The sequence below is a fragment of the Arthrobacter sp. E3 genome (assembly GCF_017353415.1).
Lineage (GTDB): Bacteria > Actinomycetota > Actinomycetes > Actinomycetales > Micrococcaceae > Specibacter.
This window is the reverse complement of record NZ_JAFMPX010000006.1, coordinates 116787-130776: the sequence shown is the minus strand read 5'-3', so window position 1 is coordinate 130776 and position 13990 is coordinate 116787. Positions and strand designations below refer to the sequence as shown.

14 protein-coding genes are annotated in these 13990 nt (G+C 62.5%); 2 read left to right on the top strand and 12 right to left on the bottom strand.

Annotated elements, in window-relative coordinates; translation table 11 throughout:
* Window positions 1–123 precede the first annotated feature (123 nt).
* The 7 genes from JMA46_RS04800 to JMA46_RS04770 all read right to left on the bottom strand — a co-directional run bounded on the left by JMA46_RS04800 (window position 124) and on the right by JMA46_RS04770 (window position 8150).
* Window positions 124–1440, bottom strand: a complete 1317-nt coding sequence (locus JMA46_RS04800) for an MFS transporter (protein WP_207344150.1) — start codon at window positions 1438–1440, stop codon at window positions 124–126.
* A gap of 98 nt (window positions 1441–1538) precedes the next feature.
* Complete coding sequence (locus JMA46_RS04795; protein WP_207344149.1) at window positions 1539–4625, bottom strand: SMC family ATPase; 3087 nt, start codon at window positions 4623–4625, stop codon at window positions 1539–1541.
* Window positions 4622–5797 carry an exonuclease SbcCD subunit D gene (locus tag JMA46_RS04790; protein ID WP_207344148.1) on the bottom strand — a complete coding sequence of 392 codons (1176 nt, stop codon included), beginning with the start codon at window positions 5795–5797 and terminating at the stop codon, window positions 4622–4624. The genes JMA46_RS04795 and JMA46_RS04790 overlap by 4 nt, the downstream gene beginning before the upstream one ends.
* Window positions 5798–5869: 72 nt before the next feature.
* The gene (locus JMA46_RS04785) at window positions 5870–6232 is read right to left on the bottom strand and encodes an SdpI family protein (protein ID WP_207344147.1); all 363 of its coding nucleotides are present in this window, start codon (window positions 6230–6232) and stop codon (window positions 5870–5872) included.
* Window positions 6233–6352: 120 nt separating this feature from the next.
* On the bottom strand, window positions 6353–7285 hold the full coding sequence (locus JMA46_RS04780; protein WP_207344146.1) for an aquaporin: 933 nt from the start codon (window positions 7283–7285) through the stop codon (window positions 6353–6355).
* 70 nt (window positions 7286–7355) lie between these two features.
* Window positions 7356–7778 carry a DUF202 domain-containing protein gene (locus tag JMA46_RS04775; protein WP_207344145.1) on the bottom strand — a complete coding sequence of 141 codons (423 nt, stop codon included), beginning with the start codon at window positions 7776–7778 and terminating at the stop codon, window positions 7356–7358.
* 15 nt (window positions 7779–7793) lie between these two features.
* Window positions 7794–8150, bottom strand: a complete 357-nt coding sequence (locus JMA46_RS04770; protein WP_207344144.1) for a DUF202 domain-containing protein — start codon at window positions 8148–8150, stop codon at window positions 7794–7796.
* Between the two features lie 85 nt (window positions 8151–8235).
* On the opposite strand from JMA46_RS04770, the gene JMA46_RS04765 reads away from it, so the two are divergent.
* Window positions 8236–9327, top strand: a complete 1092-nt coding sequence (locus JMA46_RS04765; protein WP_207344143.1) for an ADP-ribosylglycohydrolase family protein — start codon at window positions 8236–8238, stop codon at window positions 9325–9327.
* Window positions 9328–9356: 29 nt separating this feature from the next.
* Here the strand turns inward: JMA46_RS04765 and JMA46_RS04760 are convergent, their stop codons facing one another.
* The 5 genes from JMA46_RS04760 to JMA46_RS04740 all read right to left on the bottom strand — a co-directional run bounded on the left by JMA46_RS04760 (window position 9357) and on the right by JMA46_RS04740 (window position 13083).
* Window positions 9357–9929, bottom strand: a complete 573-nt coding sequence (locus JMA46_RS04760; protein ID WP_207344142.1) for a DUF4395 domain-containing protein — start codon at window positions 9927–9929, stop codon at window positions 9357–9359.
* 68 nt (window positions 9930–9997) lie between these two features.
* Entirely contained in the window at window positions 9998–10996 is a 999-nt protein-coding gene (locus tag JMA46_RS04755) for an exonuclease domain-containing protein (RefSeq protein WP_207344141.1), read from the bottom strand.
* Window positions 10997–11045: 49 nt separating this feature from the next.
* A complete protein-coding gene (locus JMA46_RS04750; RefSeq protein WP_207344140.1) occupies window positions 11046–11735 on the bottom strand; it encodes a hypothetical protein in 690 nt (229 codons plus the stop codon).
* Complete coding sequence (locus JMA46_RS04745) at window positions 11732–12676, bottom strand: ABC transporter ATP-binding protein (protein ID WP_207344139.1); 945 nt, start codon at window positions 12674–12676, stop codon at window positions 11732–11734. Before JMA46_RS04745 ends, JMA46_RS04750 begins: the two co-directional genes overlap by 4 nt.
* On the bottom strand, window positions 12673–13083 hold the full coding sequence (locus JMA46_RS04740) for a GntR family transcriptional regulator (RefSeq protein WP_207344138.1): 411 nt from the start codon (window positions 13081–13083) through the stop codon (window positions 12673–12675). Before JMA46_RS04740 ends, JMA46_RS04745 begins: the two co-directional genes overlap by 4 nt.
* A gap of 166 nt (window positions 13084–13249) precedes the next feature.
* Between JMA46_RS04740 and JMA46_RS04735 the strand changes: the two genes are divergently transcribed.
* Window positions 13250–13951, top strand: a complete 702-nt coding sequence (locus JMA46_RS04735; protein ID WP_247647059.1) for a VTT domain-containing protein — start codon at window positions 13250–13252, stop codon at window positions 13949–13951.
* The last annotated feature ends 39 nt before the right edge of the window (window positions 13952–13990 follow it).

The following is a 13990-nucleotide window of genomic DNA, read 5'->3' as shown; positions in this document are numbered from 1 at the left end:
GGCAGGAAGCAACGAACACAGACCAGCGGCAGGTCAACTGGCAGTTCACGACCGCAGACGCCCGCATCAAGCTGCGCCACCTTTACCCCGAGCATTCAGAAGGAAATTAGAAGCGACGCTCTACTAGTGGACCCTTGCGAGCTGGCGCCGCAGGACCACTGCAGCAACAATGCCCAATAAGAATAAGGCTGTTGTGGCCGCAATCGGCACGATGAACGCCGCATGGTAGCCGGAGCTTTGCGCCAGCGCGCCGGACAAGGCAGAGCCCAAAGCCGTACCCCCAACGATGCCGCTCGCGAGCACTGTCATCACCGTGCCCATCCACTGCGGTGGCGCAACGACGCTGCCAACGCTGAAAATCGTCACCATGGCGGGCCCCACCGGGAGCCCGACCAACAGCAGCACCCACACCATCTGGCCGAGGGTGGAAGGGGCCAAGAACGCCAGGCTCCCGGCCGCCATCAGACCTCCCGTCAGCACCCACCGCCACGCGTTGCTAAAAGTCGCCGGCCAGTAGGCAACCGAGAGGGCAGTCACCGCTGAGCTTGCGCCCATGATGGCGTACATCAGCCCGGCCTGGTCCACTGAACCATGCACGCCCGTAAAGGCCGTCAACGCTGTTTGGGCGGAGCCGAAGAACGTCCCCATGCACACCATTCCCGCCACTGGCACTGCCACAAGAAGCCAATTGGGCCGTTCCTTGGACACGTAGCCGGCGTTGCCCACGATGCTGCCAATGGCCGACTTTGCATTGACCAGCTCCGACGTCGGGTGCAGGGCAAAAAGTGTCACAAGGATAGCGGTCATGGCGGCGGCGAGAACCAGCGGCAGCCACGGCGCCACAAGCGATGCGAGCAGGCCGACAAGCGCTGGCCCCAGTACGAACGTCACTTCATCGGCGGTGCCTTCCAGGGACAGCGCGGTATCCACCATGGGCCCCTGTTCCTTCGCGGGGAGCTTTTTGCTCAACGCCATCCAGCGCACCCGGGACAGTGGGCCAACCTGAGGGGAGCTGCCTCCGGCCAGCAGCGCCGTGATCAACACCACCACTGTTGCCCCGTCGGTGACCCTGGCCCCGTTTTCCGGGAGCAATGTATAGGCGAGGAACACCACGGTCCCCACCAGCAGCGCATTTACCACGGCGGCTACCAGCAGCACCCGCTTCTGCCCCAAACGGTCGGCCAAGTAGCCCACCACCGGCGCACCCACTGCCGCACCCAGTCCAATGGAACCGGCCGCAAAACCGCCGATGGCGTAGGAGTTGCTGACAAAAGTGACCATGGTCAGCACACCGATGGTCAGCATGGCCAGTGGAACCCGGGCAAAGAGACCCAAGGGAATGTAGCCGTTGCCAGCCAATTGTGGCAGCACAGAGTAGCGGCCCCCCTTGACGGCAGGGGCGGCGGACACTGGTGCTTGCGGGGAGGTCGAGGGACTCAACTGTCTTTCTAAAGTTTCTTGCTTGGGGCCGCGCGGTTTTCACACGCCGATTTCACCCGCCGGCACACGGCCAGGCAAAGACCCGCCCAGTCTACCGTCTACGACCCTGCCGCCCCCGCCATGGTCAGCTCCAAGGTGGAACCGTTGCGGCCCTTGTGAACGTGCAGATGCATGGGAATTCGCTGTTTCATCTCGGCAACGTGACTGACCAGCCCCACCACCCTTCCGCCGTCGCGCAAGCCTTCCAAGGCCTCCATGACCTGCTCCAGCGATTGTTCATCAAGGCTGCCAAAGCCTTCGTCAACAAACAATGTCTCAATGTCCAGCCCGCCGGATTCGTACTGCACCACATCCGAGAGTCCCAGTGCCAGTGCCAATGACGCCATGAACGATTCCCCACCAGACAACGTTGCCGTGTCCCGGCTGATGCCTGTCCACTCATCGACCACTTCCAAGCCGAGCCCCGACTTCTTGTTACCGGATTTCGCGTCGCTGTGGCGCAGCGTGTAGCGGGCATCGCTCATGGTGGCCAAACGCACGGATGCTGCCTCTGCCACTTGTTCAAGACGTGCGGCAAGAACATAGCTGCTCAGCGTCATCTTCAATTTGTTGTCCCCCAGCCCGCGAACGGCAGCTGCGAGCCCCTCCACCAGCTGGGCCCTCTCCCGCAGCGGGGCAACAGCCGCCTCCAGCGCAAGAAACGCAGTTTCAGTGGCGGCGACCTGGTCCGCTGCCGACCGTGTCATCCCCAGCTTCAAGGACGCTGCCCGGGCCTGGGTCTGGGCAAGCTTCGCCTCCCCTGCCAACACCTCGAGGTCGGTTTCCGTGGGTGCTGCAATGTTCGCTTCCACTTCCTTTTGCGCGGCGGCGACGTCCGCAGCGGCCAGCCTGTCCGCATTGACATCAACCGCACGCGCATGGTCCTTGATGTCCTTCTCCAGGCTTGCCGCCGCAGCGGGAGTCAGAATAGCCTCCTGCCCCGCCTCCACATCCTCAAACACGGAGTCTGCAAGCGCCTGTTCCTCCGCAACGGCGGCCTCTTCCGCGGCAGCCTGCACCGTGGTGCGGTGGCGTACCGCTCGCAGCAGTGCCTCACCGAGTTCCTGGGCGCGGGTCAGTGCACCACGGCGCAGCGCCAAGGACTGGTACCCGTCGCGGGCCTGCGTGAGATGCTCTTCCAACGCCGCGATTTCTTGCGCCAGCACCGCTTGGCCGGTGCGCAGCGACGCTGCCTCGCCGGCGGCTGCCACGACGTCCTGCTGAGCGTCTTGGATGCGCTTTTGCAACTCTGTGGCCTCCGCATTCAGGGCGCTCAGCTCCGCAATGGCCGCGGTGGCGTTCTTATGCGCCAACTTCTTCAGCACGACGGCGTCCTGTGCCTCTGCCAACTCATCGGAACCACCGCGTTCGGCAAGGACCGCGAGGGTGTTCCTGGCTTCGGCGAGCTGGGTGCGGGCCGTGCCAGCCAGTCCTTCGCTGGTGTCAAAACCTTGCTTGGCGGCTTTCTCCGCCTTGAGAAGGTCGGCACCGGCACCGGCTAGTGGAGAGGGCGCCGGGTGCACGGTGCTTCCGCACACCTGGCATGGTTCCCCCTCCACCAGGGTGGCGGCCAGTTCCCCCGCGGCCTGGCTGAGTCTGCGGTTGAACGCCTCAAGCCAGCCCTCCTTGGCGTTCAAGGCCTTTTCACGGGCCAGCTCATAAGCGGCCGTCAGTTCTGTGACCGCAGTGTTCTGGAGCTGGAATTCCACAATGGCAGTGACGCGCTGGACGGCCTGCGCAGCGCCTTGGGCAGCGTGCTCCACATTGTGGCCCGCTTGGTGGATTTCTTCCTGCCTTGCCTGCACCTCGGCCAGCCGTGTGCCGGAAGCGGCAACGGCGCTCGACTGCTTTTCCTGCAACTTGCGAACCTGCACGAGATCCTTGTCATTCTTCGTGAGTGCAGCACACTTTTGGCTGTGCCTGGTTTCTTCGGGCAGCGCGGCATCAACTGCGGCAATCGTGCTCGTCAAGTCGCGGACTAGGCGTTCAAGGGCTTGCTCTCTGGCTTTAGCTGACGGTGTGCCCAGCATGGCCGAGGCAAGCTCGTGGGCGTCAAAGTCCGCTGCGGCAGTTGCAGCGCTGGCGTGCGCCAGTTCCTCCACCTTGACAGCCTTGGCCGCTGCGGCCAGCACGGGCGCCAACACCTGTGCGCCATGGTGCCGCTCTTGCTGGTGGTGCCATTGCAGGGCTTGCCCGGCAAGGCCTGCCAACCTGCCCTTTTCAGCAACCGCCGATGCCAAGGCCATGTGCCGGCTGCGCCGCGTTTGCGCGTCCTGAAGGGCTTGGGCCAAATCATCGGAGCTTTTTTGGGCTTTCTGCGCCCACTGGCTGCTGCGTTCAATGGCCGGGGCCAGTTGGCCGGTGAGCCACGCGAACAGCTCCAAGCCGCGCAGTTGCGCGCTGTCAACCGTTTCCTCGTCAGTTGGCGCATCAGCTTGGGCTTCAGTTTCCCGGGCGTTCTCTCCAGCGAGCACTGCTGCACTCTGGCTGCGGGCCAGCTGTTCGGTTGCCGCCAACTGGCTCAGCCCTACCGCAACTTCGGCTTGGGCAGCTTTGGAGTCAGTGGCCAGGCGAACTTCGAGGTCCTTGTAAATGTCAGTGCCAAAGAGCTTTTGCAGCAGCACTTGGCGCTCCTCGGCGCTTGCTCGAAGGAAGGCGGCAAAGTCTCCCTGCGCCAGCAACACAACCTTGGTGAACTGGGCCATGTTCATCCCCAGCAGCGCTTGAATCTCAGCGGCGGCCTCGTCGTTGCGGGTGGACTTCACCACCCATTCACCATCGGTCTTTTCACGCAGATGGGTGCTCGCCTGCTCCTTGGTGGTCCCGGTTCCACGCTTAAGTGGGCGCATCCATTCCGGGTTGCGCCGCACTTCCAAGCGCCGCCCGCCGGCACTGAATTCACACACCACTTCGGGTCCCACCCCCTCGGCTGCATGGTGGCTGCGCAATTGTGCCTGGGCGCCCTGCCGAGCGCCGGGCACCCTGCCGTAGAGGGCGTACGCAATGGCGTCCAGCACACTGGTCTTGCCAGCACCCGTTGAACCGTTAAGGAGAAACAGCCCTTGGGCTCCCAACTGGTCAAAGTCAACCACTTCTCGTCCGGCAAAGGGGCCAAAGGCCTGTATTTCCAACCGGTGGATCCTCACAGTGCGCTCTCCTGTTCCCGCACACGGGCCAGGGCCTCGCGCAACACTTGTTGTTCGGCGTCGTTCGCGCCGCGGTGGCGCACATGGTCGAGGAAGCCGCAGCACAGTTCCAGCTCGTTGGCGGCCTTGGCGATTCGGGCACCGTAGCTTTGTCCCTGCGCCTCCCGCTCGATCTCTGGCGCGAACATCAACACGAGGGTATTGGGGAAACGAGTACGCAGACGCTCCATGGCCAGTTCCGGGCGGTCGTTGTCGGTGAGCGTGATTTGGCAGTAGTGATCCTGCGCGAAGGCCCACTTTTCAGCGGTGAGAAGGTCATCAAGTTTGCCGCTCAAAACGCTCAATGCCCGCTCCGGCTCCCACACCACCTTCTTCACTTCACCCAAGCCGTCAGGGGTGATTTCCAGCAACCACGCACCCTTGGTGTGGCTGGCTTCGGAAAACGAATACGGGAGAGGGGAACCTGAATACCTCACCTTTTCGCTCAAAGTCTGCGGGCCGTGCAGATGTCCCAGCGCCGTGTACGTAAAGCGGTCAAAGAGATCCAACGGCACCGCCCCGACTCCCCCAACAGACAGTTCACGTTCACTGGCGGAGGTGAGGCCACCACTGGCAAACGTGTGGGCCAGTACCACCGAAGCCGTCCCCGGGGCCCGGGTGTCAAGATCTGCGCCGATGCGGTTCACGGCCGCTTCCGTGACGCTGAAGTGGGTGCCATTTTCCACACCCAGTTCATCGGCTACCAGCCGGGGTTCAAGGAAGGGGATGCCGTAGATGGCCACCTGCGCGCCATCGTCTTTGCCGCTGCCGGCTTGCAGCGGCAGCGGCACGGGCGTGTCCAGATCAGACAGCCGGGTGCGCAAATGCACTCCAGCACGTTCTAGCAGCCGACCGCCAAAGCCCAAGCGCGTAGCCGAGTCGTGATTGCCGCTGGTCACAACCACCTGCACGCCCGCTACACTGAGCCGGGCGAGGATGTCATCGAAAAGGTTCACCACGTCCACGCCGGGCAGTGCGCGGTCATAGACATCGCCGGAGACAAGGACAACATCGACGTTTTCCGCTGTTACGGTGTCCAGCAGTTGGTTGGCGAAACGCTGTTGCGCGGCCAGCGTGCCGACGCCATGGAAAGACCTGCCCAAGTGCCAGTCTGAGGTGTGGAGAAGCTTCATGCTTCTTACGCTAGCGGAGGCCACCGACATTCGAGGATTGAACCCTCGTTGCAGTGCCGGTGTGCGGGGATTCTAGCGACGGGGTTTTTCCACCACGAGCGCCTGCGCGGCGGCAACATTGGCCACCTTAGCCCCATAAATCACGGCGACCAGTAACAGGGCGCAGGCCATGAGCGCCATGACGGTTTGCGTGGCAGGTGAATCGAGGAACAGTAGCCCAGCCAAGGAGATGGCTGCTGCGGCGATGCCACTGACCCACATCGGTTGCACTGCTGCGCGGTGCCCTGCCTGCCAGGTGACCTCATTCACCATGGTTTTACTCGTGCGAATGCCCAACCATGGGTTCATCTTGATCCTGCCACTGGCACAGGCGTGGTTCGCAGCAGCAATCCCTAAAGAGCAGACGGCAAGCAGAAGGAGGGAAAGGATCAACATCCTCCAACAGTAGCTTTGAATGCCAGCAGCCCGCACCGGGAGCCAGAAAACGAAACAAGTTTTCAGGTACCTTGTGCGGGCTGCAGAGCAGGCTGTCCAAGCTGCTTGAGGGCTGCGGGGCTACTTCTTCGGGGCGTCGAAGAATGCCTGGGCGTCGCGTGCCGCCTCCGGTGCGGCCGCCGGGACCGGGGTCGCAGCCTGAGCCGGGGCGATGACACCATCGTCGGTGGCGGCAGCTTCGGCGTCGTCCGTCAGGGTGGCAAACCCAACCGGCACGGAAACTGTAGGAACCTTCGTGGGGGCGAAGGAGCGGAAGATGGCAGCGGCCAGGGCGGCACCAAAGAGCGGGGCCAGCCAGAACAGCCACAGCTGGCCAAGGGCCCAGGAGTCGGCCAGGAACACGACGGAGGTGGCACGGGACGGGTTCAGGGAACCATTGCTCAACGGCATCGTGATGCTCACGGCCACGGCGAAGGCCAGGCCGATGGCGATGGGACCCAGGGTCGTCTTGTTGCGTGCGGAGGAGACACCCAGGATCATGGCGGTCAGGGCTGCAACCGCAACAATTTCCACGATCAGCACGCCCACCATGGGCACCTGCGACGGTGAATGCGCGTCAAAGCCGTTGGCCAGTGCACCGAACAATTTGGGTGTTTCCGGGGTGGCGCCGGCGGGCATGACCTTCATCAAAGCCAGCCACACGACCGAGGCGAGCAGGGCGCCCACCGTCTGGGCCACGATGTACAGAGCCATGGCGGAGAACTTCAGCTTTCCTGCCACGGCCATGCCCAGCGAGAATGCCGGGTTGAAGTAGCCGTTGGAGATGTGCCCGAAGGAGATGATCGCGGCAACCATGGCAAGTCCGTAGGCGAAGCCCACCGTGGTGCCGGCCCCTCCGGAGCTGAAGAGCGCCATGCCGAGCCCGGCAAAGACGATGAAAAAGCTGCCCAACCCTTCAATGGCAACTCGGGTGCTCAGCGGGTAGGCCTGCTCCGTGGTTGTGGCCGTGGCCGTGGCTGTGGCACTCGCCACTGCCGTTCCGGATGTAGTCATGGTGTGAAGATCCTTTTCGTGGAAATCAAAAATAGCTGCCGTGGATGCGGCTCAAGGGCACGGCAGAGGCTTAAAACCCCAGCACCAATGCCACGACGGCGGCCGCAGCCAGAGCAACTATAGCGGCCGATGCTGTACGTAACATAAGAGCCGGTGGGGCAATATGCTCTTCAGCCTCCAGCACGCCTACGCCGGCATGAAGCATGCGGATCCGGCTGGCGGCACACACAACCAGGACTATCGTCATGAGGCTGGCCACCACTGCGCACGCGCCCAGTCCGATGATATGGGCGGAGTGGCCGGGGGTAAACAGCCCGGAGACGGCGGCCGACCCTTCGCGTGTCAGCGACACGGCCCAGCCGCGCCAGATCAACAGGTCGGCAATGACGGCACTCATGATCGTTCGCCGCCAAGACAGTGCCGTACGCTCAGGCTGCAGCCCGGGATCCCTGGCCGGCGGCGGCGTACCCGCGCCTGCGCCTTCTAAACTCACGCTGGGGAACCCAAGTTAAGGACGGACCAAAATTAGGACGGCGAAGATGATGGCCGCAACGGACACCACCACCGTCATGCCCAAAAGCAGCCAGGAGTGCGGAAGTTCTGCATCATTGCGCATGGCCTGTTCCTGGTGCGCCCAGCGCCGGTAGCTGACAATGGCCAGCACCGCACCAATGATGGCCAGCACCATGCACAAGATGATGCGAACCACCGTTGGTGCGATCTCCGGTGCAAGCTGGTCGATGGCCACAGCGCCGGCAAGCAGGGCCAGCGCCGTGCGCACCCATGCCAGAAATGTCCGCTCATTTGCCAGCGAAAAACGGTAGTCCGGGGTCTTGCCGGCTCTTCTCCAAGCAGGCTCGCGCATGGATCTCCTCGTTCGTGGGTGCTGATTGTCCAAACATGAGTCTACTGCGCATCCCACCACCTCCCCTGGACGGTAAATTGGAGGCATGAACAACGCAGCGCCGACCCGCGCATCTTCGCCTGCCAGCTTTCCCAGCCGCGTCCAAGGCACCCTCATGGGCGGGGCACTGGGTGATTCCTTCGGCTACCTCGTGGAATTTGACTCGTTGGAACAAATCAATGCCAAGTATGGCCCGTCGCTGCTGTTCGACCTGAGCCAGTCCCCGGACCCGGTCCACTTTTCCGATGACACGCAAATGACGCTGTACACCCTCGACGGCCTCCTTGACGTGCTGGAATGGGCCAAGGACGGCGTGGGTGCAGACCTCAATGCATGCCAGTGGCTGGCCTACCTGCGCTGGCTCAAAACCCAGGGTGTCCAGGCCGCCGGGCACGCTCCCGAGCAGGCACCGCGCTGGATCGATACCCAAAGCGTGCTCCACCACCAGCGCCACCCCGGCAACGCCTGCCTCACCGGTTTGTCCACGGGCGAGATGGGCACCACAGCCCGCCCCGTGAACCCCGATTCCAAGGGCTGTGGGACCGTCATGCGCTCAGCCCCTTACGGCCTACTGCCCAACATAGACGCCGAAACCGTCTACAAGATGAGTTCCAACGCCGCGTCCTTGACCCACGGCCACCCGTCCGCCCGGCAGAGTTCCGGCGCGTTCAGCTGGCTCATCCATCAACTCGTCATTGCGGGCCTGCCACTGCGGGCCGCCGCCGAATCCGCCCGCGACCGTGCCGCCGCCGAGCGCTCCGCCGATGTCGACCTGCTAGCCAGGTTGGAGGCGGCGCTCACTCTTTCCACGCACGACGGCGATCCCCTGTCCGGTGATTCCCTCACCGAGGCGTTGGGGCTGGGCTGGGTGGCGGAGGAAGCCCTCGCCGTAGCCCTTTATTGCGTACTGGTCACCGGCGGACAGGGTGTTTCCCCGGTGCAGCACTTCCTGGCCGCAGTGCGTTTGGCCGTCAACCACAGTGGGGACTCCGACTCCACCGGCGCCATCGCCGGGAACATCCTTGGTGCGCTGCACGGAGAAGCTGCTCTGCCGCCGTCGTGGTTGGCATTGTCCGAGGCCCCGCATCTCATCCACCACCTCGGAGCCGAATTTATCAAGCTCACCACGGGGGAATAGCTCAAGCAAACAAGCGCGGGTGAGCAGGCTCAGCGCTTTCGCAGGCTGAAGTTGGCGCATTCCTCACAGGCGCTGGCCGGGATGAGGCCGCGGCGCTGCAGTAGGCCGAAAATGACGCAGCCGACGCACAGGCCGATGAACGCTTCCAGCGAGGCGGCCACCACGAGCGTCAGGATCAACGTCCAGCCCGCCAGCGAAAACCCGGCCATGAGCAGGCAGAACGCTGCGATCGACAACACAGCCCCGATGCCCTGGGCAAAACGCTTCGGCGGTCCGGGAACGAGCTTGGGTTCACCCAGGAGCGGAGCCAACACGTTCACAGACAGCAGTGCGGCTGGGGAAATACGCGGCCCAAAGGACACTCGGAGCACAAAACCCGCGGCAATGACAGCCACCAACCAGTCAAGCCGCGCCACCACGGCCCCCAACGCCAGGGCCACCACAATGCCGGCGGTAAACCTGGCGGCATGTTCGTTCACCGGGTTGGGGAAAGCGAATATCCGCTGGAGCCTGCCGAGTTGGGGAGCCTGGACCACATCCGGAAGCTGGCTGATATCCGCGGCTGAGGCGAAGCTGACGGCGGGGCGGGTTTGCTGGCTCATAAACCCACAGTAGGACGCCCCAGCGTCCGGGCTGAAGGATTGTTGCACAGCATGACGGGAACGGGCTGCTACCCGACCATCTGCATGAATTCACCTTCAGAGAGCACCTCAATGCCCTGCCCGCGGCGCTGGAGTTCCAACACCCTGTGCGCCTTGGAGGTGAGCCTGCCGCTGCGCAGGTCGCTTGCCGTGAAGCCGCTGCCCACTACCAGCACCGTGGTTTTCAGGGTGACGCTGCTGGCGCACTGCGCACCGTGGCCTGCCGCCCGGACCTTGGCTTCGGGCCTACCCAGGCCGAGATCGCCGGTGAACACCACCGTCTGCCCGTACAAGGGGTGCGAGGCGTCTGCAAGCGGGTTCGGCACGGGGTTGGGACCTTCGGTGGACCAGCTGGAGCGGCCCCCGCGGGCTGTTCCGGCGGCAATCCCAGCCTTCAGCTCCGCCATTTTATCCAGCGCCGAGCGGGTGGCCTTGGACAGCCCGTCCCGGGAGGGGTCGTAGGCGTCCACGTGCGGCATGGCCAGTTTCATCGAGCCAAAGACCTCCTGCACGCTTCCCGAGCCGTGCTTGGCGGCAATGTCCACCATGATGCCGGCGCACGCGCGGGCATCCTCGGTGGCGTCGTGGTGGTTGAGCAGGGGCACCCCGGCTGCCTCGGCCACAAACGGCAGCGAGTAGGAGGGCAGTGCATAGTTCCGGCGGGAAAGAATCACAGTGCACGCATAGTCAAAGGATGGTGAAGGCATGTGCGAGACTTCCGCGGCGGAGCGGATCACTCCAATGTCAAAGGCTGCGTTGTGTGCGACGAGCGCATCGGCGCCAATGAAGTTGTGCACCTCCGGGAAGACGTCCTTGAAGCGCGGCGCCGTGCTGACATCATCGGGCGTGATGCCGTGGATGGTGATGTTGCGCGAGTCAAAGTGGTCGTGTCCCTCGGGTGGGCGCATCAGCCAGTAACCCTCATCGACCACCACCCCGCCGCGTACCTTCGTCAAACCCACGGAGCAGGGGGAGCCCCTAAATCCGTTGGCGGTTTCGAAATCGATTGCAGTAAAGTCCAGAGCCACCCTGCAAGGTTACTCCCCCGCCATGACAAGCTGCCAGCCAGCCCGCCATCTAGGGGGTCGCACGGCGCAGCGTGGTGAACGCCGCGATGCCCAGGATGAGCACGAACGCGAAAGCCAAGGTGCCTAGTGACAACGGGGTCAGCGTGATCAGCCACGCCCCGACAGCTGGCCACCAGCCCTGCCACGTGATCAGCGCAATGGCTGCGACCACCAGCACGGCGAACGACAGGCTCATGACGAGGACCCCCGTGGCCTGCCAGCGCTTGTAGACGGTGGCTGCCCAGAATCCGAGCAGGAACAGAAACATCATGAGCACAAAGTAGAAGAACCACTGGACGAACCAGGACCGGTCCGCCACCCAGGAGATGGCGAACATGCGCCCTTGCAGGCCCCATCCGTTGGTGGCCTTCTCAACGATGCCAGAGACAACGTACAGCGCCGAGATTGCCGAGGCCAGCACCGTGAACAGTCCCACGGTGCCTAGGAAGAAGTTCCTTCGGCTCACGCTCAGTCCCTGGGAGAACGGGAAGGACAGGGTCAGGGACTGGATGCCAAGGCCAAAGAAATACCACATGACCGCCTGACCAGCTCCGGAGTACTTCACACCCACCGAGCTGGGGATCAGCGCAAAGATCACGAGGCTGAACAGGAACGAGCCGCCAATAATGACGGCGGGTATGCCCAAAAAAGTCCATTTGTTGATGAGTTGCATCCTGGCAACTGCCACTGCGCGGTTCATCGTGCCACTCCTGTCCGGTTTTTGCTGTCCGCTCCCTGTGTGCCCTGGTGGGTACCGCCCGGCGACAGCCCGGCGTCGAGCGTTTTTCTAATGACATACTGCTGCAGCGAGACCGAGCCTATTTCTAGACCCAACTCCTGCGCCTCACGGCGTTCTGCCGTGCTCAACGCTCCGTCAAGGGTGACGGACTGCAGCGCTCCGAGCTGTTCGCGGTGCAGGATTGTCCGCCCTGCCGTGAAGGCCTCGACTCTGGCGGCGGTGCCTGCCACGTTGATGGCTTGACCGCGGATGTTTTCGGCGTCGTCGTCGACAATGATCCGGCCGTTGTCGATGATGATGACGTGTTCAAGCAGGTTTGCCACTTCATCGATCAGGTGGGAGGACAGCACAATGGTTCGGGGAAACTCCGAATAGTCGGCCAGCAGACGGTCGTAGAACAACTGTCGGGCCACGGCATCAAGGCCCAGGTAGGGCTCGTCAAAGAACGTCAGTTCAGCCCTGGAGGCCAGACCGATGATGACGCCCACGGCCGAAAGCTGGCCGCGGGATAGCTTCTTGATGCGGCGTTTCATGGGAAGTTGAAAATCTTGGGCCAGACTCAGCGCCAGGTCGTTGTCCCAGTTCTTATAGAACAGGGCCGCAGACTTGAAGGCGTGCATTGGTTTGAAGTCGTCAGGGTACTTTTGCGATTCGCGGATAAAGCAGATCCGGCGCAATACCCTCTCATTCTCATAAGGAGCCTCGCCGAACACGAGCACCGAGCCGGAACTGGGAAATCCCTGCGCTGTGAGCATGGACATGAGGGTGGTCTTGCCAGCGCCGTTGCGGCCCAGCAGACCATAGATTTTGTCCTGCTCAAGGGTCAGGTTGACGCGATCAAGCGCCTTGACGTCGCGGTAGCTTCTGCAAAGGTCTTCTACTTGGACTATTGGCGTGTTCATGACGCTCCTTTCTTGGTTCCCGTGCCTGCATCAGCAAGGCCGTCGTCGGCTTCGCGCGTCAGCATTGCTGCGAGCTGACTGCGCTCGATACCCAACTTTCGGGCTTCGCGGGCCAGCGGCCGCACGAATTGTTCATAGAAGTCTTCTCGGCGCCGGCCCACAAGGACGGCCCGGGCTCCGGTGGCAACAAACATGCCAATTCCTCGTTTCTTGTAAAGGATTCCGTCGTCGACAAGGAGGTTGACGCCTTTGGCTGCCGTGGCGGGATTGATCCGGTGAAAGGCTGCAAACTCGTTGGTGGAGGGCACCTGCGCTTCCTCAGCGAGGACGCCGTCCACAATGTCGTTTTCAACCATTTGGGCGATCTGCACAAAGATCGGCTTGCTGTCATCAAACACGGCGGACATTCCTCCTTCCACCAGCTATGAAGTCCAACTGCAACCTCATGGGTTCATTAGTCATGTAATTAACCATACAACCGCATCGGCAGGTGTCAACCCCCTGTCCCTCCACCTATAGGTGGAGGGACAGCACCGGGAAGTAAAGTAATCTTGGAGCGTGATACTTACTGCTCTGAGCGAATCCGCCCTGCCCGCATTTGCCGGGCACGGCGCCGTTCCCTCCCTTGGCCTCCTGCCCGACTGGCTCGATCCCATGAACATCCTGGACAACTCTGCGCTGGGTTTCTGGGTGGTCATCATCGCCTGCGCTATCATTTTTGCCGAAACAGGCCTCTTGGTGGGCTTCTTCCTGCCAGGGGACTCACTGCTTTTTACAGCTGGCCTGCTGGTCAGCACAGGAAAAATGCCGGTCAATATCTGGCTGCTCATGGGCATGCTCATTGTCTGCGCCTTCATTGGCAATCAGCTGGGCTACTACATCGGCGAAAAAGCCGGTCCCGCCATTTTCAACAAGCCGGAATCGAAGCTGTTCAAGAAACAGCACGTGGACAGCGCCCACGCCTTCTTCGAAAAGCACGGCGGCAAGGCCTTGATTCTGGCCCGCTTCGTGCCGATTGTGCGCACCTTTGTCCCGGTCATTGTGGGCGTCGCCAAGATGGACATGCGCAGATTCATTCTGTTCAACGCCATTGGAGCAGTCCTGTGGGCTGGCGGCGTCACGCTACTTGGCTATGTGCTCGGCAATAAAGTGCCCTGGGTCCAACACAACCTGGACATCATCTTCATCGGCATCGTCGCCCTCTCTGTCATTCCCATCGGCATTGAATTCATCAAGGCCGTTGTCAAACGCAGCAAAAAATCACCGAAGGCCTAAGCATTCATCGCAAAAAAAGCGACCCCGGGCAGTGTGCCC

Bases quoted from the DNA above. Each gene is read 5' to 3' on its own strand.
- JMA46_RS04740 (WP_207344138.1), bottom strand. From the start codon at position 13,083: ATGTCCGCCGTGTTTGATGACAGCAAGCCGATCTTTGTGCAGATCGCC.
- JMA46_RS04790 (WP_207344148.1), bottom strand. From the start codon at position 5,797: ATGAAGCTTCTCCACACCTCAGACTGGCACTTGGGCAGGTCTTTCCAT.
- JMA46_RS04750 (WP_207344140.1), bottom strand. From the start codon at position 11,735: ATGAACCGCGCAGTGGCAGTTGCCAGGATGCAACTCATCAACAAATGG.
- JMA46_RS04745 (WP_207344139.1), bottom strand. From the start codon at position 12,676: ATGAACACGCCAATAGTCCAAGTAGAAGACCTTTGCAGAAGCTACCGC.
- JMA46_RS04765 (WP_207344143.1), top strand. From the start codon at position 8,236: ATGAACAACGCAGCGCCGACCCGCGCATCTTCGCCTGCCAGCTTTCCC.
- JMA46_RS04770 (WP_207344144.1), bottom strand. From the start codon at position 8,150: ATGCGCGAGCCTGCTTGGAGAAGAGCCGGCAAGACCCCGGACTACCGT.
- JMA46_RS04760 (WP_207344142.1), bottom strand. From the start codon at position 9,929: ATGAGCCAGCAAACCCGCCCCGCCGTCAGCTTCGCCTCAGCCGCGGAT.
- JMA46_RS04780 (WP_207344146.1), bottom strand. From the start codon at position 7,285: ATGACTACATCCGGAACGGCAGTGGCGAGTGCCACAGCCACGGCCACG.
- JMA46_RS04785 (WP_207344147.1), bottom strand. From the start codon at position 6,232: ATGTTGATCCTTTCCCTCCTTCTGCTTGCCGTCTGCTCTTTAGGGATT.